We start from the raw sequence: 23,784 nt of genomic DNA, 5'->3' as shown, positions 1-23,784 counted from the left end.
ACTCCTTACAAAATTTCTAATCGATCACCTGTTGTGATGCCGCTGTTCACCAGGAGTTCATTCCCGGATAAAACTCGTTGCTTATTTGTATTTCGTACCCAGAATCCTTCTTTAGGTGGATAGGGAATCGACTTTACCTGCCAAACGATTTCAATTAACTCTTTGACGGAATAGGAGTTTGATAGACGAAGATCGAAGCGCTCCCCGTTATACTGTTTTAAATCTATTGAAACTTCTATGTACATATCCTTCACCTCAACACATCTTCTGCAACATAGCGATAAACTTGGTCAAAACGGTCGACAAAAACAAAAAGAGCGCCTTCATCCGAATATGACGCTCTTTGAATCTTAAACACCGATGAAATTTAGCCGCGAATTTGTCCTGCAATTTGACGATCTGCATCAGAAAGAGCATGTGCAGTATTTTTCAGTTGAACTGAAACGTCCTGTAAAAGTCGCTGCATATCTTGAATTGATGGACGTAAAGTTGCATATTGATCCGCGAATGCGCGACTTGATTCACCTTCCCACATTGACTGCAGCTCTTGAATCATGTTATCTAAACGCGAAATTTGTTCTTCTACTTGAGCACTTTCACTCCCATAGCGATTCGACATTGCCTCAAGTTCTGCTGGGGTAACACGAATAATTCCTGACATGAAGTTCTCTCCTTTTTGGCATTATTAAATTTCGCAATCAAATTCACAAAATTTAACAATCCTAATTTTCAATTTCATTCTATAGAAACTTCGCAAATAAGGTCAATAAGAATATAGCAAAAGAGGAATTTTATACTAATTATTTTGGAATAAAATAAGCAAAGTATACCATTTTATGTTATTTTCTTTGTGATATATTTAAGTGGTATTATATAATAATCCCTACAATTTGCTATAAAACCAATTATTTACTCTATATAGGTACCCATATTTCAAAAGACTAAACCAATTAATTGAGAGGTGATAGAATGTCTTTAGCGTACTGGTATGCTCTGTTAAATAAAAAGCAAAATGATTTGAGCCGTTTACAAACGTGCAATGGTCAATTAACCGGAAAGCAAAGTGAGTTCTCAAGCAATCAGCATCTTATGACAAAGCCAGAACTTACTTCAGCTACATGGAAAGGGACTTTAGCTGCACGATTCGATGACATTCGAATCGATGGTATTCTAGCTAGCTATGGAGAAATCCAAAATACTCAATTTTCCAGAACCTTTTCAACTTTAAATGATAAAATGGAGCAAATCCGTCTGGAGATTGAGTCAATCCGCGCTACGATTGCACGTCTTGAAGCGGAAGAGAACAATTGATAAGTTCGTTATAGGCGGAATGACGAAGAATTTCATGAAAAAAATAGGAAGAATCTTTAGCATAGAATTCTTCGTCATTCAAGTTACCTTCTGTTTACTCGGTTTGAATAATGCTGAAATTAAAACACAAAGAATTAGCCCTATACCTAAATACCCCATTACGACATACAACTTACTGATCAATGTTGTAAAGCCTACTAAACTAATTGCAAAGCCAACGATACAAAGCAAATTGACCGCAATCTTAAATGCAAAACGGTCCGGTTTTACGATTCGTACAGCGAGTATATACAGGGTTCCTACAGCGGTACTGTAAATCATCGCTAAAAGCACAAAGGACATAATGATTCCTACAGCAGGATGAATTTGTTTTGCCAGTTCCAGTGTTGGCATTTCCACACCTGCCACAATATCCATTTTGACAAATAAGGCGATATTAATGAGCATTATAAGCAAACCAAGAATAATGCCCCCTAAAGCACCACCTCTTCTTGCAACCTTTCTATTTGTAGCCGTGCCCCCCATTACAATAAGCATCGCCGCACCACCCGCAATATTGTACGAAACATATATAACAGCACCAGAAAACCAATGCGGGGTTGCAGAAGGCTGACTTTTTGCGATTGCATTTAGTTCACTTATCGGATAATTCATCGTAAATAAAGAATAAATTAAAAGGATAAAAATAATACCAAGTAGATAAGGCATGAGCGCCGCCAGCATTTTAATGATACTTTCCGCATTAAGCATCAGTGTCACTACAACAAGTAACGCCATTAACAAGCTGCCTACCGATGCATCCATACTGTACATCTGATTGAATGTAGAACCCGCTCCAGCCAACATAACAACCGCAATGCCGAACAGCACAAAGGAAATCAGCTGGTCGAGTACCGGACCAAAAAAGCGTCCACCAATAAAATGAATACCTTCCTTATGGGAAGTCGTCTGCAAATCCGAGCCAATCTGCGCGAGCGTCATCCCCAACATCGTAAATATAATCGTTGCTACAATACATCCAAACACACTCATTAACCCAAAACTTGTAAAGTACTGCATAATTTCCTGTCCCGAAGCAAAACCTGCACCGACAACTAAACTGACAAACGCCCCTGCAATTTGAATACTCTTTTTCAATTCGCACCTTCTTTATATTTCTATTTATCATAGATACTTTATGTAAAGGCAGGTAGAAAACATGCTTGAATATAAAAAGAAGAGAATTCAGGATGAAAATCGCCGCAATAAAAAATACCTTAACCGCTATTTTTTTAGACGGTTAAAGTATTATAGAATGGAATATAATTTTTCTAATAACTAAACTTTACACGAACTGATGCGCTTACTGTTATTGTTCCAGGTTCTATCGGTGTCACTACCTGTTGGCTACTTAACTGCATCGCCTTGTATGGAATCGGAGCAATCGTTTGCTCTTCGATTATTTCCACCGGCACCGTGTGTAATGTGACACGCATCGTTTTAGCCATAGCTGTTGCTTTCCCAACGGCATCGATCAGAGCATACTGAAGTGCCTGCCGGTAGTAAACATCTGTATCCGTTATTTTAAACTCGATAGCGGATACATGGTTAGCTCCATTTCGAATTGCCGTATCAATTACCGTACCTACTTGACTAATATCGGCTATTTTCACTGTTATTGCGTTTTGTACCTCGTAGCCCCTTAGCACTTGTCTTCCGTCTATGAAATCATAGGTTGGAAAGATATTGTAAGCAGCAGTCTGAATCGATTCTTTTGGTATATTTAAAGCTATTAGTGAGTCTATTACGCGATTCATAATGACCGCATTCTCCTGCTGAATCGTTCTGACATTTTCCCCTTGCGTCCGAACTTCGATTTGTACTTGCGCATAATCAGGCTGAGCAATTATCTCACCATTCCCTGTAACGGTCATTTCCCTTGCGTTAGCGACTGGTTGAAACATCATTTGTGGATGATACAAGAGCTTCCACCTTTCCTATAACCTTTTTCTATTATACTATGCACTACATACCAGGTAGTTGTTTAAAGGGCATTTATTCTGGACATTTTACCGCAAAAGACTTCAAAAGATATTTTTGGTTTTTTCTTGATTATCAGGCAGTATGAGCCATCGTTATGCTATAGTAGAATCTACTAAATTTTTATTGGATGGAGGTTCATCATGGAGACGAAAAGAATATCGCTGCATCGTGCACTGTCTGAGTTAAAAATGCTTAATGAACGGATCCAATCGGCGACCTACCGTGTAGTGCTGACTCGAGCAAACCGTAAAAGCAATGAGAAAATTGAAGGTATGTCTATTGATGAATACAAAAAGGAAATGCAGGGATCGTATGACAAGGTCACAAGCCTAATCCAATACCGCAATAAACTGAAAGCACTCGTTGTTGAATCAAATGCCGATACAATCGTTAAAATTGGTGCAACTGAAATGACAGTGGCTGAAGCAATTGAACGTAAACAATCGATTGCATACGAGAAGGAGTTGCTGAATCACATGCGCCGACAATATTTTGAAGCGATTGAGGAAGTAACAACTGCCAACGAAGCACTTCCTGAAAAGCTTGAAAACTATTTAATCAATATTTTAGGCAGTAAGGAAAAGCAATCATCTTCAGAAGAAGTAAGGCTCCATACAGATACTTTTATGAAGCGCAATGAATACGAACTGATCGACCCGATGCAAGTAAAGAAAATCATCGATGAACTTGCAGCGAAAATCGAGGAATTTGAATCAGAAGTTGACGCTGTATTATCAGAATCAAATGCCACAACATTTATTGAGATTTAACTAATATGCATAGCATAGCGAAAACAGTAAACGGATCGGCGCTCGTGCTTTGACTGTGTGCGAGTTAAAACAACCAAACAGTCCCTCAACCTACAATTATTAATTGTACTTTCAATAAAAAAGGTCAAAGCATAAAGGTCAAACCTGAAACTTTAAATTTCAAAGCTCTTAACTTTTAAAGCTCAACGTTTAAATAATAAAGCTTGTTCAAATCCTGGAGCATGGTTAAGGTATGCCGATACATGACCGTCTGTGGGCCCACCAGGCAGCTATTGTTGTGCAAAATAAAATACCGAATTACGATTTTTAGCGAATTCGGTTTTTTTATTTTCTCTTTTATTTTTTCAACGTGGTTCCAGCCAAAAACCATTAATCCCCAAAAAACTTATACGTGTTCTTGCCTGCCACTTTTGCTTGATATAGAGCATTGTCCGCATGTTCTAGTATTGTTTCAAGAGAGGAAATATCTTCTGCCACATATTGAACTATGCCGATACTTGCGGAAAGCTGATATTCGTAATCCCATGTATTTAGATAATCAAGAAGTTTATCAGCCTGCTTGGCAGTTTCTGTTTTAGAAGAAATAAGCGGGAAATTAATAATAAACTCATCTCCCCCCAACCTCACTGCAAATACATTTTCCTCATCTTTTATAAATTTTTGAATTCTTAATGCTACACTTTTGAGAATCTGATCCCCTGCATTATGACCATGCAGATCATTTACCATTTTAAAACCATCCAAATCGAGAAAGAACAAAGTCCCTCCCAATTTTGAATATTCTTTGAAAAACGCAAAAAGAAATTCCCTATTGTAAAGCCCTGTCAATGAATCTTTATAGGCCAGTTTTTCCAACAATAAATAGTACGAAAACATCTTTGCTATCTTTTGAAGCAAACTGACGCTTTTTGTATCAAAGTGAGCGGCATCATGATGTACCACACATAACGTTCCAAACTTTTCACCATTTGCAAGGGTAATTGGAATACCCAAATAAGCGTTAATATTAATTCTTTCACTTATCATTTTCAGCTCTTCAAAATCAGTTTCTTTACTTATATCCTCAAATATTAACGGTTGATTTTTTTCGAAATCAATTAGATTACAGGCTGTTTGATTAAGTTTTATTGCGATTCCTTCAGTCAAATAAATATGTGTATTTGAATTTGAAAGTTGAAGAATAACTTGCTCACTCTCAGTAAATGAGCTTAAATAAATGAGTTTGTCAGGCATAATCTCTTTAGCTAGTTCTAATACATCACTGGCGAGTTCCTGAAAATTTTTATACATCTGTAATTCCTGGAGTGGTATTACCATGAAAGTACCTCCATTCTTATTTACATATCTTTATATCCGATTGAAGTTATTAAGTTAAAAGTTACTTACCTTTTATTTAATATAACATAATTAAATTTGTCTTTTTCTGTAATTGATTTTCTGATACTTTACCCAATTTTTGTGACAAATATGGAAATAAAAAAAGAAGCAGCCAATTGTGACTGCTCCTTTATTATTAATTTGTTGATTTTATTAGGAGTCAAACATCTTTTCCAGAAAAATTTTCCGTTGAATCGAATTGGATTGATAACATTCTTCCAAGCAATCCTTTAACAGAGTAAGCTTCCGCTCTTTTGAAAATTGACTCATTTTTACCAGCCGACGAACTTCCTTTAAAAATAATAAGTATTCCGGTTCAAATCCATCAACAATGGCTGCAAACTCGTCCCGCAGATTTTTGGCGAGTATCGGACTTATTCCGCTCGTCGTCACCGCAATCGTAATTTCATTTTTCTCATACATTGCCGGAAAATGAAACGAACTATTGGCCGGATCATCAACAATATTAAGGAGCTGATTGGCGTTGCAGCTCTCTTTCACCCGTTGATTTACCACTGCATCATCTGTAGCGGCAATGACGAGAAGGGCTCCTTGCACATCACCAATTTGAAATGCTCTAGCAATATGCTCGATTTCACCACTTTTAGCAAGGGCATGCAAACTTGCCTCAAGCACTGGACTTACAACTGTAATTTTCGGTTGGAAGCGTAATAACGACTCGATTCGCTTAGTTGCGATTTTTCCGCCTCCTATTACAACCAATTTCCTATTTCGTAAATCGACCATCATTGGAAACATCGTCAGCTTCGCACTTCGCTTAGTTCATGAAATTGTCGGCCATCTGTTACTGCTTCTACATAACCTTTACGTATCGTGAAATCACCAAAATGTTCACCTTCGATACGCTCTTTTGCGTACTCAGAAAAGATTGGTGCAAGGATGCTCAATATTTCTTCTTCACCAATATTTTCTTTGTAGATTTTATTTAGGCGCTGTCCTTTAAAATCGCCGCCCAAGTATAAATTATATTTGCCAGGTCCTTTTCCGATAAAGCCGATTTCGCCCATTGCTGCACGTGAACAGCCGTTCGGGCATCCTGACATACGAATACCGATCTCGGTTTCACGCAGCCCGTTATCCGCCAGTATTTCATCAATTTTTGTAATTAACGAAGGCAAATAACGCTCCGCCTCTGCCATTGCCAAACCGCATGTCGGTAATGATACACAGGCAATTGAATTGCGGCGCAGTGCTGAGTAATGTGCACCGTCCGTAATGTTGTAAGCTTTTAATAGCTTATCAATGACCGTTTTTTTCTGTGGTGTTACATCTGCGATCAAAAGATTCTGGTTTGGTGTTAAACGGAAAACCCCTGTATGCACTTTCGCAATTTCACGCAAGCCTGTTTTTAATTGATAATCCTCAAAATCTTTAATACGGCCATTTTGAATAAATAATGTAAAGTGCCATTTTCCATTTTTGCCTTTAATCCAGCCGTACTCATCTCCTGTACGATTGAATGTGTACGGTTTTACTTCTTCAAGTTCCCACCCTAAACGATGATGCAGCTCTTGTTTAATAAAATCCAAACCTTTTGTATCCACCGTATATTTAAAGCGGGCTTTTTTACGTTCCGCACGATTTCCGTAGTCGCGTTGGATTGTTAAAATTTTCTCGGCTGTTTCAAGCAGACGTTCTTTTGGAATATAACCGATTAAACGTCCTAATTGCGGGTATGTTTCTTTATCACCATGTGTCATACCCATCCCGCCGCCTACCGCGACATTAAAGCCTAGCAGCTCGTCTTTTTCAGCAACGGCAATAAAACCAATATCCTGTGAAAATACATCAATATCATTGCTCGGAGGAACGGCAATACCGATTTTAAATTTACGCGGTAAATACAAGGCACCGTAAACCGGCTCTATTTCTGTATCTTGTGTTCCATCGTAAACTTTTTCCCCATCGAGCCATAGTTCATGGTATGCACGAGTACGAGGCAGTAAATGTTCACTTAACCTCGCCGACCAATTATATACTTCTTCATGAAATTCTGATTGATTCGGGTTAACATTACACATCACATTTCGGTTTACGTCACCGCATGCAGCGATACAGTCAAGCAGTACTTCATGAATTTCCTGCATATACTTTTTGACATTCCATTTTAAAATGCCATGCACCTGGAATGCCTGACGAGTCGTTAACTTTAGTGACCCATTCCCGTACTTTTCCGCCATCTCATCCATTACAAGCCACTGTTCCGGTGTTGCCGCACCTCCTGGAGTTCGGACACGGACCATAAATTGATAGGCTGGCTCCAGCTTTTGTCGTTCACGTTCTGTACGTAAATCCCGATCATCCTGCAAATAGCTGCCATGAAATTTCATGAGACGATTATCATCATCTGGAATTCCTGAACTAATTGGATACTGCATTGTTTTTTCTAAAGTTCCCCGCAAATAATTACTTTCGTCTTTAATTCGTTCGACATCATTCGGTTTCCCCGGCTGTGGGGGGAGTACGATTTTCTGGCTCATATATCTCTCTCCAATCTATGATAAACTTAACGGTCAATTACAAGCTAAATAGTTTAATAAACGTCTCGCTGATACCGTTTTTGACTTTTAAGCTCATTAAAAAACAGTGAAGCTTCTGCATTCGTTTTGCCGCCCTGTTCCGCAACAATTTTGCGCAATGTCTGATCCACATCCTGTGCCATATGTTTCTCATCGCCACATACGTAGATAACCGCACCTTCATTTATCCATCTATATACTTCTGCAGCGTTTTCAAGCAATCGATGCTGTACATAAACTTTCTGTTCGGTATCGCGTGAAAAGGCCACAGATAACTTCGTCAATGTCCCATCTTTGAGCCACCGCTGCAGTTCAGTCTGATACAGGAAATCTGTAACAAAATGCTGGTCACCGAAAAACAGCCATGCATTACTTTCTATTCCTTCTTCAGCACGTTCTTCCAAAAATGAACGGTACGGCGCAATGCCTGTGCCGGCACCAATCATAATAATTGGTGTTGTTGTATCTTCAGGCAGACGGAAATTCGGGTTTTTATGAATATATACCGGAACTTTATCCCCAATTTCAATTCGTTCTGTCACTTGGCCCGAAATAACACCTAGACGCTCACGTTCATCTACTTCATAGAATACTTTACCGATTGTTAAATGAACTTCTTCTTCATTCGCCTTTTGGCTGCTTGCAATCGAATATAGGCGTACTGGATTTTTACGAAGCTGATCAACAAATTGCTGAGCAGTCCAGTTGAAAGGACCATAAGTTTGCACAACATCCAGCAAGTCGCGTCCATAAATATATTCTTTCAAATTGACATCATCTTCCAGCAAATTCTTAAGCTCTTCATTCGTTGAAAAGGCTGCCAGCTTTTGTATTAATGGTTTTGAAAGTACTGTAATTTCTAAATGGGAAGTGAGCGCTTCACTTAATGTTATAGACTGGTTTTTCACAGATACTATTTCTGACCCTTCAAAGCCAAGCGATAAAAGTAATGCAGTTACTAGGTTTGCATCATTTTCCGGAAGAATGCCGACACTGTCGCCCGGCTCATAAGTCAAACCGGACCCTTCCAATGAAAGCTCCAAATGCTGCGTATGTTTATTCGATCCGCGGCCATTTAAATTGATACTTTCCAGTACTTCCGCATAAAAGGGATTATTTTTGTTGTATATAGATTCTTCGCATACACTTACCGCAACCGGTTTTTTTTGTACTTCCAGCTGTTTGTTCGGCGTATTTTGTGCCAGTGCTTCTACGATACTCCCGATCCACTCTGATGCAAGATCATCATAATCCAAATCACAATCAATGCGGGGTACTAGCCGCTTTCCTCCCAATTTTTCCAATTGTTCATCAAAATCAATTCCTGTTTTACAGAAAAATTCATACGAGCTATCGCCTAACGATAAAACAGAGAAAGATACATCCTCCAGTTTCGGCGCACGTTTACCATATAGGAAGTTATGGAAGGAAATAGCATTATCCGGTGGATCGCCTTCACCGTGCGTACTTGTAATAACGAAAATATTTTTCTGTTTTTTCAGATTATTAGTCTTAAAATCAGACATTGCTGACAGAGCTACCTCGACCCCCTGTGACTCTAAAGCAGTTTTCAATTTACTTGCAACACTTTGTGCATTGCCTGTTTGTGAACCATATAAAATTGTTGCCTCCTGTTTGACTGCCTCCAGTACTGCAACAGTTTGCCCTTGTTCAGTAACCGTTACTTCAAGGGGCTGACTGGAATCTCCAATTGTTTGTATTGCGCTTAAATAACCGTTCAACCAAACTTTTTGATAGTCCGTTAATGTTGGATATAGCTCATTGATTAATTTTGTCTGTGCCTCGGAAAATGGGCTATTATGCAGATTTAACGTCAAAACTTCCACCTCGCGAATCTTGTTTTATTTCAATCTTATTTTTTCGTTTTTTTCAATTTGTACAACATGGCCGTCCTGAATAACTAAAGTCACTGTTCCATATTTAACAGATGCAACCGTATCTTTAATTTTCTCAATCGTTTCGGAAATATCTTTTGATTTCGTCATAATTAAATGCCTCCTAATTTTCAGATGACCTCTTGCACTCTTTCCAGCAAAACATTCCGTACTTTTTCGTTATAGCCCAAATGGTTACATAAAATTACGGAAGATGGATCAAGCTCAAGCGTCCGTATTTTCTTTTCAATTCCTATACTTAAAAGTCCTGAAAACAATAAATAAGGTACAATAAAAACTTGCTTCGACTGCTTTGATTTCAGCTGAACTAATGCCTGATCAAAAGACGGACCTGCACCATATAAAAAACAAGATTTTACTTCCCGGAAGCCGTAAGTTGCCTTTAGCTGTCCACTGATTATCGCCATATCTCTCACAACGGCATTGTCGCTGCTTCCTCTGCCGATCAATATAACTTCTGCATCGGCATTGATCGGAATCTGTTGTTCAGCAATTCTTTCATAAACTGTCTCAATTAAAGCTGAATGAATTCCAAAAGGGCGTCCGATTTTAAAGGTTACATGCGGGAAACGTTCTTTTGCGATTTTTATTTCAGCAGGTATATCTTCATTAGCATGCTGAGCCGTTAATAATAGAATCGGGACAACCGAAATATGTGTTGCACCTTTATTGACACAATTTGTAACGCCTTCAACAATATTCGGCTCGACTAGTTCCAAGAAGGCGGTTTCCTGAATTTCGGCTTCTAAAAAAGACTTTGTTTTATCAAGAAAACGTATCGCTTCTTCAACACCTTTCTTCAAACGTGTTCCGTGCCCAACATACAAAATTGCCTTCATCAGAGTCACCTGCTTCCTGCTTTACACAATTTTTTCTTTCAATCTTTTGTCCTGTTGTACTGTTTGCTCATACCAAGCTATTTTTTCTCGTAACGCTACGACTTCTCCCACGATAATGATGCTTGGATTTTTTACATCGTTTGCTCTAGCAATATCAACGATCGTACCAAGTGTGCCTGTAATCGTCTGCTGTTGCTCAAAAGTTCCCATATGTACTAATGCAACAGGTGTTGATGCGTCACGTCCATACGTTAAAAGTTGCCGGCAAATATACGGCAAATTACCTACCCCCATATAGATGGCAAGAGTATCAATGCCTTTTGCCAGACTCTCCCATTGAATAGAATCGTCCTTTCCTTCGCGCATATGTCCTGTGACAATCGCAAAACTGGAACCCAATTCGCGATGGGTAACCGGTATACCTGCATAGGCCGGAGCCGCAATGCCAGATGTAATTCCGGGCACAACTTCAAAAGGTATGCCATTTTCCGCTAACACTTCCGCTTCTTCAGCGCCACGTCCAAAAACGAATGGATCGCCACCTTTTAATCGGGTCACCGTTTTACCTTGCAAAGCATGATGAACTAATGAAAGATTAATATTTTCCTGAATCATTGCATGACGGTTCGGCAATTTCCCGCAGAATATTAACTGTGCCCCACGCTTTGCATAAGAAAGCAACTCATTGTTAATTAATCGATCATATAAAATTACATCTGCTTCTTGAATACAACGCAACCCTTTTACGGTGATTAAATCCACATCACCAGGGCCTGCACCAACAATATATACTTTCCCCATTAAGTTACTCTCCTTTATAAAAACAAAAGTCCAAATATTTGTATAATAAACCATATGATACATGGAAATTTTCTACAAATCAATAAAACCAAGTAAAAAAATATGAATAATTAGATTAATAGTACAAACCGATTATTTGTTATTGCTCTTAAAGTCTTTCAAAAAATAAGCTAAACAATTTCGTTTAGCCCATTTTTATGTTACACAACTTTATAGCGACTAAGCAGCTTGCGTCCTGTATATGCGAAAACCCGGTCCATAATAAAGCCCATTAGCCCAAGAACAACAAGCCCTACAAAAATCCAATCTGTTTTAAAGTACAGTCGTGCATTCCAGATCATAAAACCGATTCCTTCATTTGCAGCGACCATTTCCGCACCGACAATCGCCATGAAAGATGAACCCATTGCAAGCTTCGCACCTGTGAATATGTATGGGATTGTTGCAGGAATAACGACATAAATAAGCGTCTGGAATTTCGAAGCCCCCATACTTTTAGCAGATAACAATTTATCGTTCGAAATAGATAGTACCCCTGTTAATGTATTGATCGTAATGACAAAAAATGTTGCATAGACAATTAAAAATACTTTTGACTGTTCGCCAATCCCAAACCACAGCATAAATAAAGTAATGAATGCAAGCGGCGGGATGAATCGCACAAAGTTAATAACCGGTTCAAACAGTGCCCGCACAAACTTGTTTGTTCCTATTAGCAGACCAAATGGTACAGCAATTAGAAGCCCGAGTGTCCATCCTGCCAGCACCCGTAAGAAACTGTAACCCATATAGAGAAACAACGTCCCATCACTGGCAATTTCAATCGCCCCAATCAATGTTAAATATGGGCTTGGCAAAAACATCGGTTCGGAAAACATCGATGCAATTTGCCATACGAGCAGAATGAATAACCAGCCAATAATACCTGACTGTAATATCAATTTACCGATTCGGATTTTCTTCTTTACCTTTACGACAGGTGCCACTTGCTGTCCTTTTTTCAGTTCAATCGTCGTCATAAAGCTGCCTCCTTTTATTTCAATTAAAGCTTTTATTAAATCGAAAAGTCCTCAAAATGGGTCTGAACTTGCTTATAATATTTGTTGAAATCAACACTTGTTATATCACGAGGATAAGGCAGGTTTACGTCATAAGTCGTCTCGATCCGGGAATTCGGACCAACAGACATAATGCCAATCTTCTGACCTAAAAGAATCGCTTCCTGAATGTCATGTGTCACAAAGATAACGGTTTTATTTGTTTCTTTCCAAATTCGGATAAGCTCATTTTGCATTGTTCGTCGTGTCATTGCATCAAGTGCTCCAAAAGGCTCATCCATTAATAAGATTTCAGGCTCATTTGCCAAAACACGAGCAAGCTGTACACGCTGCTTCATCCCGCCCGACAAATTATCAGGAAACTTTTTTGCATGGCCAAGTAAACCCGTTAGCTTTATGAAAGTATTGGCTACCTTTTTTCGCTCTTCTGCAGGCACCTTCTTCATTTTTAAGCCAAATGAAATATTCTCCTCAACAGTTAACCAAGGGAACAATGCTGAATCCGCTGACTGAAAAACGAAACCACGTCCATCTCGGTTTTCTCCACGAGAAGTCACAATTTGCAATTCGCCAACCGACAAATCCAAAAATCCCGCAATAATATTCAGCAGTGTCGATTTACCGCAGCCACTTGGTCCTAGAAGGACATAAAACTCGCCCTTCTTAATCGATAAATCTACATTTTTTAATACATACGCCGGATTTTCAACATCTGTTTGAAATGTTTTGGCACCATTTTTAATTACAATTGCTTCTTCTGTCATCGTATTCAGCATTGCCTTTTCCCCCTTATTTAGTAAGTTACCTTGTCTTGCAATACTTGCTTCGCCGGATCTAGATACAGCTTTTCATCCAAATCAAAATCTTCATCCAAAATACCGCGCTCCAGCAAATACTCTTTCATGTTGGATAAATGTGTATAATCTTCTTTCGTAAAACCGAGCGTATAGTTTACTCGTTTTAAATCAAGCAGTATGTCTTCTTTTGCGATTTTCAACTCTTTATAGCCGATGTCCGCCGTTCCTTCCGGATTTCCCTTTACATACTCAACTCCTTGTTCAATGCCTTCAAGGAACTTCCCGATTTCTTCTGAATTTGCTTCTGCAAATTTACGGTCCACAATTAAATAGCTCGATACACTTAAATCAGGTACAGAACTCAATCGGTCGATTTCATGCACATCATCAATTTTTTTGAATTTCTCTATTAAGGCACCCGATCCAATAACGACATCGATATCCCCTTTTTTCATTCCGACGATAGCTTCATCAGGTGTACTGTACGGTACATATTTAATATCGTCCTCGCTGATACTGTAATGCTCTAAGTATTTAGCCCATTGGTATTCAGAAACAGTTCCTTTTGCAACACCTATTTTTTTACCTTTAATATCCGCCGGTACCTCTATGCCCTTTACTGCCAAAATTTCCGACAGACTGACAGAGTTGAATTGCTCATCGCTCCCTGTCAGTGAAGAAACGACGACGAAATCACCTTTCCCTAGTGAATTCAGTAATGCATAATCTGCTGCCAATCCTGTATCTGCCTGCTTTGTCAAAACAGCGTTCACAGTATCAATTCCGTAGGCAAAATTGGAAAGCTCTACATTTAATTTTCTATCCGCAAAATAACTGTTATGGGCAGCAGCCCGAATTTGGAATGAGCCTCCTGCTGCTGTATCAATTGCTGCCCGAATTGTTTTGCCTCCAGCATTGGCTGAATTTGCATCATTACCGCATGCAGCCAATATAAGAGCCATCACAAATAAGAGCAGTACATGTATCGATCCTTTTAATTTCATATTTTCACTCTTTCCATTAACAAACTATTTTTACTTTTATACTAGGAATTATTTTTTTAGAAATTATGTTGTAATTTTCTTTGCCACTGTCTCATCATAACGCGCAACGCAAAGCGCTCCTTCTCCATAAGAAAAAGCTTCTTTGATTTCAGCAACCGAATGAGCACCGCCTTCTGCCGCATTTGGCACGCGGAAATCTCTCACATCAATCGGCTTGATTTCTACTTCAACCGGCGTTTCCAATTGAGGTACCCAGTTGTAAGGAACACGATATGCGCGATAGACCATATTTGACCCTCGTTCATTTTTATATGCAGAAATATATTCCCATACAATCTCGTGGTCTGCAGTCACTTCAAAAATACGACCATTCGAGCCTTCTGTAATAAGTGTATTTCCATTTTCCAGACGTTGTGCCGAACTAATATAAGGACTGTAGAATTTATAGGAATCCGTTGGTACCGAAAACTTCGCTTCAAGCCCAGTATATTGCCATACAATTTCAAGTGTAACCGGATCGATTTCCAAAATGCGGGAATGATCACGGATTGCTACTTTATTACCGTCAACCGAGTTTGGATTCGGTGCACCGTATCCTCCCCAGCCTCCGTTGTCAAATACTAAAACATTGCCCTCACCTGGCAATCCTTTAGGGATGATATGTGCATGATGCTGCCCGATAATCCATCCTAAATGTTTTGTCTCCGGAGTGTCATAATCAGGACCAAGTTGCCATACGATTTTACCTGTTTCTTTGCTTGTAATCGCGATAATATTTGCCTCACGCGCATCCCAAATAATATTGTCCGGATGGAAACGCTCATCTCCATTATCGTAATGGCGGTTCGGACCAACTAATGAAATTGAATTGATGTGAAGCCAGTCGCCAGAATGATTACCGAAGAAACGTCGATTCGGCTCCTCGTAAATCGCCTTTTTCGCTTCCTCACTAAAGTTAAGCTCATCGAAATGCTCATGTGCGTTCCATTCCCAAACGATATTGCCTTCCCAATCAACTTCAATGAATGCATCATCCAATAATGGGTGTTTGGAGATTTTTTCGTCCACTACATCACGGTGAACCAAAATCAATGTATTTCCACCTGTTGTTTGCGGCTCCTGACCAGGTGCCGGATATCCTACAGGACTGCCCGTACGCTGATAGTCGTGGTGTGCACGTGCAACCCATCTTGCTTCGTGACCAGGATCTTCGATAAACTGATGCTTATCAAATTTCCATACAACATTCCCTTCAAAATCGATTTGTACTAAATCGCCCTCATCCTGAAAACCATACTGTGGATCACGGTTAAATGTGTGCCCAAGCACAAAACCACCTGGAAATACTTTGTTCGGGAAGCCGCGTAGCCCTTTCCATAAATGAACTTCTTTCCCGTTCATATCAATCAGTAATGCTCCTTCATTTGCAGCCTGAAAAATTGTAAAACCGCTTGCCGCCTTTTCCGGATTGTAAACTGTTGCCCCTGTCGGATGAATTGTTGGATTTCCCATATATACCGCTCCCTTTTTATTATTTTTTCAAGTTAATCGTGTATTTTATGTTCAAATAAATTACCATTCAATAGTTATCAATTGCTTACGTTGTTTAGATACCTCCTTTCAAGACATCCTTTTAACAAAAGTAAAAAAAGAAAAGGCACTAAAAATACAGCCTCCTCCAATATGTTTGGTGAGAGGAACGTATTTTTAGCGCCTTTAGTTGTCTAATCAGCACTTTATTAAATTATTTTTAAAGTAGTAGTTACTTATATAATCCCTAGTAAACTACTTAACTTTAAAAGTGTTAACAGTATCGTACCGATTTAATTCTTATTCGTCAAGTAGGTTTTTAAAATAATTTAAAATTTCAGTTTATTTTGTTTGATTTACTCATTATATTTTAAATTAAAACAAGACATTCTATAAATTATGAATGTCTTGTTTTGTTGGCACACTATTTGACAATCCCCTCAAATTCTTCTATGGTCTTACTAAATTTCGATTGAGTTTCAGAGACGGTCCTTTGTAAATCATCCGTTATTTTACTTACTTTTCCAGCTTCTTTCGCAATATTTTCTATGTTCATGTCCACATTTTTAATGGCATTATCAACATTGCTTGCCAATTTTCGTACCTCATCTGCCACAACTTTAAATCCGCGTCCTTGTTCTCCTACACGGGCTGCTTCGATTGCTGCATTTAATGCAAGCACATTCGTTTGCATCGAAATATTTCGGATATTTTTAGTCGTATCATTAATCAAATTAATTTGTTGCGCCAATGATTCAATTGCTTGTATTTTTTCCATCGAATTTTCAACAACAAGATTTACTAACTCTGTTGGCATTTCCTTTAATTGAGAAGTAATTTTTATCGTTCTATTTTCCCGCTCAGTAATATTAGTTGCAATTTTAAGTACAGCTTCTACTTGACCTTCCTCATTCAAAATTGGAATATAGGTAGCTTCCAGCCAAAGCAGATTCCCGGTTTTCCCAATCCTTTGAATTTTCCCTTGATACTTTTCCCCTTTACTAAGACAATTCCATAATTCTTCATAGGCACTACTGTTTTTGAAAGCAGGTGTGCAAAACTCTTTATGTAACATCTTTATCATTTCACTTACTGTATATCCTAATGTTTTAGCAAAATTTTCATTCACCCAAATAACCTCTTTATTAAGGTTGAATTCAATCATAGCCAAATTTGATTCTAGTGCAGTCAATACAGATGTTTCATTTAATATTTGCGTAGTGTTATTGTTAGGCGGAAAAGTTTTCATACTGTAGAAGCTCCCTTATGAAGAATATTTAGTTCTATTATAATAGGGAATTGCTCCTACCGTAAAATATTTAACATCAATTATATTAATTGATTTAACTTAGATTAGGTTGAATGTCATATGTCTAGATAAGAAATTAATTTTATAAATAAAAAAATGCCCTGCAGAGCATAGGCATTAAATACTTTTATATTTCAAAGATTCTAGTGTTCCAACTAATTTTCATTCCTTTGTTTTTTTGCGATTAATAACAGCAGAACAAACATGAGCAATGTCATTACAAAAAATGCAATGGCATCCCAAAACGCGGCACGATCGCCTGCTCCGAGAAGGTTCATATAAATAGTAGAGTACGTAAAATTAAGCTGAGGTACAAAATACATAACTGCTAGAATTAATGTTAAAACTACTCCAACTATGTAGAATACACTATACAGACGAATCAAATTCCATTCATTTTGGAATATCTCTTTATAATTTTCTCCATCTTTTCGATTTTTTTTAAATAGAGAATTCAAATAGATTTTGCCATTTTCCATCAAGTTATAACAGCCGGTTATATTTTCCACAACATAATAAACATCTGTTTTCATATAGAAACAGCATTGATAAATAAGTTTTATAAAAATATCCAACACGATGATTCCAAGAATTCCTATAATACTTGCATCCGGAAAAAGAAGCATTACACCGAATGAAATGAAAAGAATGATCTGCTCAAAGGATATTCCGGCAAGATACAGGATATTTCTCTTTTTTGGATCGAGCTTCCAGGCTTGAGTGAGGTCTGTTTCAAAAACTATAAATATCAGCCGGTTTCCAATACTTAATTTAGCCGGCAAGTCATGTGATCGAATGGCAAGAACATGCCCGAATTCATGAATTAAAATTAATACTAAAGAAATTGATAGATACATAAGAATATTCAACACCATAGAATCGAAAAGGAATAAATCTTTGTAATGGGGAAAAAGCTCCGGATTCAGTATGAGTATGATGATGTTTGCAACGAGCAGAAGCAAGTAGATTTTGTTCATCATTCCATTAAAAAATAGACGCCCTACCGATTGCGGAATCCATAAGTAACCACCCGAACGTGATGTGGATTTAGACTGTTCTTTTTTAATTAGCACACCATCCACTTCCTGAACAAGTCCTAATTCCAACAGCTGTTCTACAAAATCAATTATATCCACTTCTTCATCTGGATATAAATTTTTTAATGCATATTCAATGGAAACGAGTTTCTCACCTTGTTCCATACGTTTGATGGCATCAACACCAATCTCAGGCAATTCAAAGAAATCCCCGGAAATCGGCTCTTCTACAATATAATGTTTTTTATCTTTACGAATGGATAACGGATATAACGTTATTTCGGAATGCAAGGATACCTTCAACGTATAGCCTCCTCTTTAAATTAAAATAGGATGCTATAATTCTAGCATCCTAAAACTTCCTTACTCATGCTTTCGGAGTCCACCAACACCACCAGCAAGTAACTTTAATTTTATTTAGTTTGCGAATTTTCATGTTTTTTCCCTCCTCTCATGTCCATACCCTTACTATATATTTTAGAAATTTTCATCCATTCCGGGTATATCTGTCTAAATATTTCTATCAGTTGTGGATCGAACTGGCTCCCTTGCCCATCGAGAATACGTTGATGTGCCTCTTCCAATTGAAGTGCAGGACGATAGGATCTGGATGAAGTCATTGCATCAAAAGCATCGGCAACCGCCGTAATTCTCGCTAAAAATGGAATATCATCTCCAGCTAGTCCATCTGGATACCCTTTTCCATCCCATCTTTCATGATGATGGTAAATGACATCAATATTATCGGCAATGCCTTCAACTTCCCGAATAGCTTCAGCCCCAACTACAGGATGTGTCTTGATTATATCATATTCTTCATCTGTCAATCTACCAGACTTTGTCAAAATTGAGTCCGGTATATTAACCTTTCCAATATCATGAAGCAAGCAAGCATAATAAAAATTATTTAATTCGGATGGTTTAAATTTCCCTGTAGCTTCTGCCATGTTCATTGCATAGGCAGCAACCCGTTCACTATGCCCACGAGTATAGGGATCCTTCAACTCCAGTATAGCAATGACACCTTTAACAATACCTTCCAATTGTTCGTCGTATGAGTACTTTAATGCTTTAATATAATTTAAAAAGCGGTGTAGTAGTAAAAAGGAAATAAATGATAGTACAAACATGATACTAATCGGAAACAAAACCAATGGATCCTGTATAAATAAACCTACCAAAATATATTTTAATAATAAACCACCTGTTATAAAATATGTAAATTTCTTATTCACAAATATTGGAGAGAAAAGAATCATTACAAGTTCTACCATGTTTCCACTAGTATAAGTAAGCGTACTGTCTTTATAATACAATATATCCGAAATTACATTAGTTAAAAAATAACAAAAAAATACTATGTATTTTAAAGGTTCTGCTTTTCCCGTCTTAATCAAATAAATAGATAATGGGATGAGCGCAATGATAACTCCATATTTTACAAACATAAAATCGAACCATTCTGAATCCCTTGCATCTACATCTATCCACGGAAATGCGGGGAAAAGGTTATAATAAAAGATTTCATAAACAAAAAATACAGCATAAAATAACCATAAAAATAGAATCGTGGAATTCTTTTCTTCTTGTAGCAATGATGTTTTTTTCATTTTTTACCTCACAATTAAATTACCAATCACTAGACCTTATGTTCCACATACCATTATAACATGAGATTGGAAATTAGTTCTATATATCTATGATTTAAATTTCTCATTTTTTTATAAATTTACTCTATTAACCAAAATATATTCACTTTGTACCTATTCACTAATAAAATAGGAATTTATTTACTACTATTTCAATAAGCCTATCTTAACAATACTCTTTTATATAATACAACTCAATTCCTAATTTTTTTCATATCACTTAATTTATGTTTATATAAAAACTTTAATCGAGACTGCACCAAAAGACTCATTAACCAAAAAGCTTTTTATAACTATAAAAATAAAAAGACCTAATCTAAATGTTGATTAGGTCTAATCTTATTGATATAAATTTTAAAACGGATATTCTCGTGGGTCTGTCTGAACAGAGATCCATTTTGTCGTCGTAAATTCATGGATTGCCCATTCGCCGCCATATCGGCCTAAACCTGAAGCTTTCTCTCCGCCAAAGGCAACGATTGGTTCATCATTGACTCCCTGATCGTTAACGTGAATCATTCCTGTAACTATCTGTTTTGCCACTTCGACACCATGTTCTGTTGTACCGGCATGAACGGCACCGCTCAATCCATAGTCACTGTCATTGGCAACGCGAATTGCTTCTTCCTCACTATCTACAACGATTACACCTACAGCAGGCCCGAAAATTTCTTCCTGTGCTATCGGCATATCATTCGTAACATTCGTCAAAATAGTTGGAGCTAGTACATTACCTTTCACTTCCCCTTGAAGGGCGTATTCTGCTCCTTTTTCAATACTTTGGTCGATTAATCGTTGAATTCGGGAGATTTGTTTATTATTAATAAGCGGGCCGACAACCACATCATCATTTCTTGGATCTCCGTATTTAATTTTGGATGCTCTATCCACAAATGCTTTTATAAACGTTTCGTATACAGGTCGTTCAACAACAATCCGATTCAGAGACATACAAATCTGTCCGCTGTTTAAAAATTTACCGAAGGCTGCCGAAGCAGCTGCTCTTTGAACATCAGCATCTTTCAAAACGAGCATGACATTGTTTCCGCCAAGTTCTAAAGCTACACGTTTTAAGTTTCTTCCGCATACCTCTCCAATATGGCGCCCTACCTCTGTAGATCCGGTAAAAGAAATAATTTGAGGAATAGGATGCTCAACAAATGCATCTTTAATTTCGGATGAGCTGCAAACTGTAACATTTAATAATCCTTTAGGAATGCCTGCCTCCTCAAAAATTTCAGCTAAAATAAGTCCACCTGAAATCATTGTCTGCAGATCCGGTTTTAGCACAACCCCATTCCCTGTTGCTAAAGCGGGAGCAAGAGAACGCATCGTTAAATGGAAAGGGAAGTTAAACGGACTAATAATCCCCACTACCCCAGCAGGATTATGATATACACGATTCTCTTTCCCAGGAATAATGGATGGCATTATTTGTCCATGCATCCGGAGAGGAAACGTTGCAGCCTCTTTCATAATGCCAATCGCGCCACTAATCTCAATATTGGCTTTTGTATGGGAAGCCCCATTTTCCTCCACTAAAATTTGCACAATTTCTTCTCTTTTTCGCTCTACAATTTGGGCAGCTTTTTCTATGATTGCTTGTCTTTGATATGCATTTACCTGTTCCCATTCTTTTTGTGCTTCTTTTGCTGCTTTATACGCCTCATCTACGTCTTTTTCATTTGCCAAACGAATTTCCGCAATCGTTTCCTCGTTGTAAGGATTCTGGTCAACGTATACTCTTTCGCTGTTTCCTTCTCTCCATTCGCCACCAATAAACTGCTTGTTCCATTTTTTTTTCATAGGTATCATCCTTTCCAACGTTTAGTGCAGTAGAATTTAACTCTGTTGCTCTGTCTCTTACTTTAAAGCATGTATATATTCCACTTAGTACCCTTGATTCGTCATTTTATTACCACAAATATCATTTTCTTTTAATAAATTATCTTCTACTTAAGTATTTTGCCACGTTAGTATAAGTGAAAATCTTCACGGTATACGTGATTTACTGATTCATTTCCAAATTACGCATTGAAATAAACTGAAAAACATACTGTTATTGCTAGCAATATATTGGTAATATTATGTAAAAATAGTAAGGAGGTCCATATGAAACTACGTGTATCATCTGTTCAATACCATCTTCATACGATTCGATCATTTGAGGAGTTTGCTCAGCAAGTAGACCATTACGTACGAGCTGCCCTAGAGTTCGAAACGGATTTTATTTTATTCCCAGAGTTTTTTACGACGCAGCTGTTATCAATAGGCAACAATAAGGGGGAGCCACTTTCCATCAATGAGCTTCCTGACTTTACAGTACAGTACCTTGATTTATTTACAAGCTTAGCTGTTAAAACAAAGACGCATATTATTGGCGGTACCCATGTCATACGGAACAATGACAAACTCTACAATGTCGCTCATTTATTTTATCCGGATGGCACCGTTGCCACACAGGCGAAACTTCATATTACCCCAACCGAGGTTAACGAGTGGAACATGGCGGCGGGTAATGAGTTACACCTTTTTGATACAGAAAAAGGTAAAATTGCAATTTTAACATGTTACGATATCGAGTTCCCTGAAATCGTTCGAATGGTAAAAGCTCGTGGCGCAGATGTTATCTTCTGCCCATCTTGTACCGATGATCGCCACGGCTTCCATCGTGTACGATACACAAGCCATGCCCGTGCTATTGAAAACCAGGTATATGTCGTTACCGCTTCTACTGTTGGGTCCCTTCCAACCATAGATTTTATGCGCATGAATTTTGGACAATCCGCGATTATTGCACCAAATGATGTTCCGTTCCCGCCGCGTGGAATCGTAGTCGAAGGAGAGCTCAATAACGATATGGTTGTTACGGGGGATTTAGATCTGGCACTGCTTTATCAAGTACGCGAAAAGGGCTCTGTAACAACGTGGCGTGACCGTCGTACCGATTTATACAATGATTGGGAGAGCAGTTTTATCAATGTACCGTAAACAGTTTTATGTGTTTCATGACAGCAAGCCAATCCTTGCGACAATCCGGAATTACACGCCTGCTGATTTTGGTGCCCTTATCTGTATTCAACAGGATTGCTTTCCTCCACCATTCCCTTCAGAGCTATGGTGGAACGAAGAACAGCTTATAAGTCATGTAACACATTTCCCGGAAGGTACACTTTGCATTGAAGTGAACGGGAAACTGGTCGGTTCCATGACGTCTTTGCTTGTTGATTTTGACCCAAACGATCCCATACATACGTGGGAAGACATAACGGATAACGGCTATATTCGTACTCATAATCCAAACGGCGATACGCTCTACATTGTTGATCTTTGTGTGAGGCCAGCTTACCGCAGTTTAGGGCTTGGCAAATGGCTCATGCTTTCTATGTACGAAATCGTCATTGAGCAAAAGCGCGTTCGTCTGCTTGGCGGCAGCCGGATTCCGGACTATCATCGCCATGCCCAGCAACTTTCACCAGAAGCTTATATTGAAGCCGTTTTGCGTGGTGAAATACACGATCAGGTCATTTCATTTCTACTACGCTGCGGTCGCATGCCGATACAAGTTGTACCCCATTATTTAGAGGATGAAGAGTCGCATCATTATGGTGTATTAATGGAATGGCGAAATCCTTTCGTCCAAATCAAGGAGGCTTATTAATGGATTATCATCGCATTACATCGATTACAGACCCACTGTTTGCAGATATGTATGAACTATTAAAAACGGTGTTTCCACCGGAGGAAGTATTAGCATTCGATTTATGGAAAGAACCGCTGGAGGATTCAAGCATTCGCGTATTTGTCGCTGTCCACGAAGGTGA

Annotated in this window: 23 protein-coding genes and 1 pseudogene; 5 read left to right on the top strand and 19 right to left on the bottom strand. The window is 38.3% G+C overall.

Annotated features, from left to right (window positions below; translation table 11 throughout):
- Positions 1–5: 5 nt before the first annotated feature.
- Both yukD and ABS917_RS02260 read right to left on the bottom strand, forming a co-directional pair.
- Entirely contained in the window at positions 6–245 is a 240-nt protein-coding gene (gene yukD / locus ABS917_RS02265) for an ESX secretion system protein YukD (RefSeq protein ID WP_350477489.1), read from the bottom strand.
- A 122-nt stretch (positions 246–367) separates the two neighbouring features.
- Complete coding sequence (locus tag ABS917_RS02260) at positions 368–661, bottom strand: WXG100 family type VII secretion target (RefSeq protein WP_350477488.1); 294 nt, start codon at positions 659–661, stop codon at positions 368–370.
- 308 nt (positions 662–969) lie between these two features.
- Between ABS917_RS02260 and ABS917_RS02255 the strand changes: the two genes are divergently transcribed.
- Positions 970–1,311 (top strand): YwqH-like family protein, encoded by a 342-nt coding sequence (locus tag ABS917_RS02255; protein ID WP_350477487.1) that lies wholly within the window; start codon positions 970–972, stop codon positions 1,309–1,311.
- A 78-nt stretch (positions 1,312–1,389) separates the two neighbouring features.
- On the opposite strand, the gene ABS917_RS02250 is transcribed toward ABS917_RS02255, so the two are convergent.
- Together ABS917_RS02250 and ABS917_RS02245 are read right to left on the bottom strand one after the other, a co-directional pair.
- Complete coding sequence (locus tag ABS917_RS02250) at positions 1,390–2,448, bottom strand: YkvI family membrane protein (RefSeq protein ID WP_350477486.1); 1,059 nt, start codon at positions 2,446–2,448, stop codon at positions 1,390–1,392.
- A 173-nt stretch (positions 2,449–2,621) separates the two neighbouring features.
- Positions 2,622–3,272 carry an SIMPL domain-containing protein gene (locus ABS917_RS02245; RefSeq protein ID WP_350477485.1) on the bottom strand — a complete coding sequence of 217 codons (651 nt, stop codon included), beginning with the start codon at positions 3,270–3,272 and terminating at the stop codon, positions 2,622–2,624.
- A 201-nt stretch (positions 3,273–3,473) separates the two neighbouring features.
- On the opposite strand from ABS917_RS02245, the gene ABS917_RS02240 reads away from it, so the two are divergent.
- Positions 3,474–4,103 (top strand): hypothetical protein, encoded by a 630-nt coding sequence (locus ABS917_RS02240; protein ID WP_350477484.1) that lies wholly within the window; start codon positions 3,474–3,476, stop codon positions 4,101–4,103.
- 369 nt (positions 4,104–4,472) lie between these two features.
- On the opposite strand, the gene ABS917_RS02235 is transcribed toward ABS917_RS02240, so the two are convergent.
- From ABS917_RS02235 to ABS917_RS02165, 15 genes are all read right to left on the bottom strand, one after another.
- Positions 4,473–5,420: a sensor domain-containing diguanylate cyclase gene (locus ABS917_RS02235; RefSeq protein ID WP_350477483.1), complete on the bottom strand. Its 948-nt coding sequence runs from the start codon at positions 5,418–5,420 to the stop codon at positions 4,473–4,475.
- 213 nt (positions 5,421–5,633) lie between these two features.
- Positions 5,634–6,239 carry a precorrin-2 dehydrogenase/sirohydrochlorin ferrochelatase family protein gene (locus ABS917_RS02230; RefSeq protein ID WP_350477482.1) on the bottom strand — a complete coding sequence of 202 codons (606 nt, stop codon included), beginning with the start codon at positions 6,237–6,239 and terminating at the stop codon, positions 5,634–5,636.
- 2 nt (positions 6,240–6,241) lie between these two features.
- Positions 6,242–7,981, bottom strand: coding sequence for an assimilatory sulfite reductase (NADPH) hemoprotein subunit (gene cysI / locus ABS917_RS02225; protein ID WP_350477481.1), 1,740 nt, complete (start codon positions 7,979–7,981; stop codon positions 6,242–6,244).
- Positions 7,982–8,034: 53 nt separating this feature from the next.
- A complete protein-coding gene (locus tag ABS917_RS02220; RefSeq protein ID WP_350477480.1) occupies positions 8,035–9,858 on the bottom strand; it encodes an assimilatory sulfite reductase (NADPH) flavoprotein subunit in 1,824 nt (607 codons plus the stop codon).
- Positions 9,859–9,882: 24 nt separating this feature from the next.
- On the bottom strand, positions 9,883–10,026 hold the full coding sequence (locus ABS917_RS02215) for a YezD family protein (RefSeq protein WP_350477479.1): 144 nt from the start codon (positions 10,024–10,026) through the stop codon (positions 9,883–9,885).
- Positions 10,027–10,046: 20 nt separating this feature from the next.
- On the bottom strand, positions 10,047–10,775 hold the full coding sequence (locus ABS917_RS02210; protein ID WP_350477478.1) for a sirohydrochlorin chelatase: 729 nt from the start codon (positions 10,773–10,775) through the stop codon (positions 10,047–10,049).
- 21 nt (positions 10,776–10,796) lie between these two features.
- On the bottom strand, positions 10,797–11,576 hold the full coding sequence (cobA, locus tag ABS917_RS02205) for a uroporphyrinogen-III C-methyltransferase (protein ID WP_350477477.1): 780 nt from the start codon (positions 11,574–11,576) through the stop codon (positions 10,797–10,799).
- Between the two features lie 200 nt (positions 11,577–11,776).
- Entirely contained in the window at positions 11,777–12,595 is an 819-nt protein-coding gene (locus tag ABS917_RS02200; RefSeq protein ID WP_350477476.1) for an ABC transporter permease, read from the bottom strand.
- Between the two features lie 35 nt (positions 12,596–12,630).
- Positions 12,631–13,410 (bottom strand): ABC transporter ATP-binding protein, encoded by a 780-nt coding sequence (locus ABS917_RS02195; RefSeq protein WP_350477475.1) that lies wholly within the window; start codon positions 13,408–13,410, stop codon positions 12,631–12,633.
- 17 nt (positions 13,411–13,427) lie between these two features.
- Complete coding sequence (locus ABS917_RS02190; RefSeq protein WP_350477474.1) at positions 13,428–14,435, bottom strand: ABC transporter substrate-binding protein; 1,008 nt, start codon at positions 14,433–14,435, stop codon at positions 13,428–13,430.
- 63 nt (positions 14,436–14,498) lie between these two features.
- The gene (locus ABS917_RS02185) at positions 14,499–15,947 is read right to left on the bottom strand and encodes an aryl-sulfate sulfotransferase (protein ID WP_350477473.1); all 1,449 of its coding nucleotides are present in this window, start codon (positions 15,945–15,947) and stop codon (positions 14,499–14,501) included.
- 442 nt (positions 15,948–16,389) lie between these two features.
- Positions 16,390–17,214 carry a methyl-accepting chemotaxis protein gene (locus tag ABS917_RS02180; protein ID WP_350477472.1) on the bottom strand — a complete coding sequence of 275 codons (825 nt, stop codon included), beginning with the start codon at positions 17,212–17,214 and terminating at the stop codon, positions 16,390–16,392.
- A gap of 215 nt (positions 17,215–17,429) precedes the next feature.
- Positions 17,430–18,614 carry a zinc metalloprotease gene (locus ABS917_RS02175; protein WP_350477471.1) on the bottom strand — a complete coding sequence of 395 codons (1,185 nt, stop codon included), beginning with the start codon at positions 18,612–18,614 and terminating at the stop codon, positions 17,430–17,432.
- A gap of 110 nt (positions 18,615–18,724) precedes the next feature.
- Positions 18,725–19,921, bottom strand: a complete 1,197-nt coding sequence (locus tag ABS917_RS02170) for an HD-GYP domain-containing protein (protein WP_350477470.1) — start codon at positions 19,919–19,921, stop codon at positions 18,725–18,727.
- Positions 19,922–20,314: 393 nt separating this feature from the next.
- Positions 20,315–21,766 (bottom strand): aldehyde dehydrogenase family protein, encoded by a 1,452-nt coding sequence (locus ABS917_RS02165; protein ID WP_350477469.1) that lies wholly within the window; start codon positions 21,764–21,766, stop codon positions 20,315–20,317.
- Between the two features lie 306 nt (positions 21,767–22,072).
- Here ABS917_RS02165 and ABS917_RS02160 point away from each other — a divergent pair, with 306 nt between their 5' ends.
- From ABS917_RS02160 to ABS917_RS02150, 3 genes and pseudogenes are all read left to right on the top strand, one after another.
- Positions 22,073–22,951 carry a carbon-nitrogen hydrolase family protein gene (locus ABS917_RS02160; protein WP_350477468.1) on the top strand — a complete coding sequence of 293 codons (879 nt, stop codon included), beginning with the start codon at positions 22,073–22,075 and terminating at the stop codon, positions 22,949–22,951.
- A complete protein-coding gene (locus ABS917_RS02155) occupies positions 22,941–23,621 on the top strand; it encodes a GNAT family N-acetyltransferase (protein WP_350477467.1) in 681 nt (226 codons plus the stop codon). Before ABS917_RS02160 ends, ABS917_RS02155 begins: the two co-directional genes overlap by 11 nt.
- Positions 23,621–23,784: pseudogene (locus ABS917_RS02150) on the top strand (GNAT family N-acetyltransferase); the annotation flags it as partial. The gene ABS917_RS02155 and the pseudogene ABS917_RS02150, both read left to right, overlap by 1 nt.

This window comes from Solibacillus sp., from assembly GCF_040273735.1.
In the GTDB taxonomy this organism is placed as follows: domain Bacteria; phylum Bacillota; class Bacilli; order Bacillales_A; family Planococcaceae; genus Solibacillus.
Note: the sequence above shows the minus strand (reverse complement) of the source record. Positions and strands in the feature narration are given on the sequence as shown.